This window comes from Microbacterium sp. K41, from assembly GCF_004794395.1.
GTDB lineage: Bacteria > Actinomycetota > Actinomycetes > Actinomycetales > Microbacteriaceae > Microbacterium > Microbacterium sufflavum.
On the sequence record NZ_SSDO01000299.1, the window covers coordinates 1 to 1,944 of the forward strand.

Consider the following 1,944-nt stretch of genomic DNA (forward strand, 5'->3'; position numbering starts at 1 on the left):
CTGGTGGCGGTCGGGGTGGGGGCGGGCTGGGCGCTGTTCGCTCCGCGCGACGCCGCGCTGCCCTTGACCGCCGCGCAGGAGCAGCGTCGCGCCGAGCTCGCGGCCGAGGACTACGACCAGGGATCGGTGCGGGCGGTGGCGCAGAGCGACGACGCGCTCGCGTGGTTCGCGACGCAGGACGACGCCCGGCGACTGTGCCTGGTGCTCGATGTGGGCGACCGCTCGCAGTCGACCTGCCTGCCCGCGGACGACGCCGCGGACGGCATGAACGTCACGGTCCCTGTCCCGATCGACCCGCCGGGCGACGAGGGCGGGGCCGCCGTGGAGAACGTCGTGGCGACGCTGCTGCTGTCGGTCGACGACGAGCCGATGGTGAGCATCCAGCGCTGGAGCATGAACTCGTCGGTGCTGTCGCAGTTCGAGGGCGAGCAGCGCACCAGAGCCGAGGAGCTCCTGGCGGACGGCTACGAGCTCGGGCTGTCGCTGGTGGGGTTCTTCCACGGGGAGCCGGTGTGGCTGGCCGACCGTCCGTCGGACACCGGTGTGTCCCTGCGGTGTCTGATCGTGGATGCCGACGCCTCGCGCCAGTGCGCCCCGATCAGCGAGGCCCTGGAGTCCGGGCTGGGGGTGCAGGTGGTCGACGTCGATCAGGAGTCGGGAGACGTGATCGCGGTCTCGGTGGTCCAGGTGGAGTTCACGCGCTGGCAGGCCCCGTACCTGTCGGTCACGACCGGGGCGGTGTTCTCCGAGGCGCCGTCCGGAGACTCGTATCTGGTGACGACGGGTCCGCCCGGCGATCCGATCCGGGTGGAGATCCCCGATCGCGACCCGGACGGCTGAGCGATCAGTCGGCCGCGGACACCCGGTCGGCGAGGATCGCGCGGCGCCGGTCGCCGATCCGCACGAGGATCAGGGTCGCCTCGGCGTCGCCCTTCAGCGTGAGCGTGCGCCGGAACGCCGCGGGATCCACGTCCACCCCGCGCTTCTTGATCTCCAGCCGCCCGATGCCGTTCGCCTTCAACGCCGCGTTGATGCCCTTGGTGTTCATCGGCAGCACGTCCCGCACGCGGAAGCTCTGCACGAACGGGCTCGTCAGGGCGGTGTCCGACGTGAGGTAGGCGATGCGGGGGTCGAGCATGCCCGCGTCGAGGCTGCGCGCGACATCCCCGATCAGGCGGGCGCGGATCACGGCGCCGTCCGGCTCGTGGAGGAACGCGCCGAGGTCGCGCACCGGGGCGTCCTCCGCATCCGCCGCGGCGGTGAGCTCGTGGGACCGGTCGCCGCGGATGAGCAGCGCCGAGCGGCGCACACCGTCTCGCGCGAGCTCGCGCGTCCACACCACGAGCTCGACCACGCTCCCGTCGGCACTGATCCACTGCGTCTCGGCGTCGTCGGGCAGGGCGTCGCGGTCGTGCGCGGGGCCGAGCTTGATCCCTGTGGGCTGCCGCGCGGCGACCCCGAAGGCCCAGTCGAGCGAGGGGGAGTAGTCGTCCGCGGCGACGCGGCGGGTCTCGCTGTGCCCAGAGGTACGGCGGGCGGGGTCCATCCATACGGCGCGGCCGGGTCGTGGCTCCCCGAGCGCGTCTTCCGCGGTGTCGTGCCGCACGGTGACGCTGTCGCCGAAGGGCGCGAGGTTGTAGGCGGCGATCGCGGCGGTGACCTCGTCGGCGTCGACCGCCAGCACGTCGAGTCCGGCGCCCGCGAACGCGAGCGCATCACCGCCGATGCCGCAGCCGAGGTCGGCCACGGCCGTCATCCCCGCGCTGCGCAGGCGCTGCGCGTGCCGGGCTGCGACACCCAGGCGCGTGGCCTGTTCGAGGCCGGCCCTGGTGAACAGCATGCGGGCCGCGAAGGGGCCGAACTTCGCGGCGGCCTTCGCCCGCAGGTGCGCCTGGCCGACCACGGCGGAGACGAGGTCGGGGGAGTGCCCGGCCGCGCGCAGAC

General features: G+C 73.6%; 2 protein-coding genes. One reads left to right on the plus strand and one right to left on the minus strand.

Annotated elements, in window-relative coordinates; all coding sequences use genetic code 11:
• On the plus strand, positions 1-840 hold an 840-nt coding region (locus DW309_RS19495; RefSeq protein ID WP_168387229.1), incomplete at its 5' end, for a hypothetical protein.
• Between the two features lie 4 nt (positions 841-844).
• On the opposite strand, the gene DW309_RS08660 is transcribed toward DW309_RS19495, so the two are convergent.
• Positions 845-1,944 (minus strand): class I SAM-dependent methyltransferase (locus DW309_RS08660; protein WP_136045143.1); only part of this gene is annotated, 1,100 nt, incomplete at its 5' end.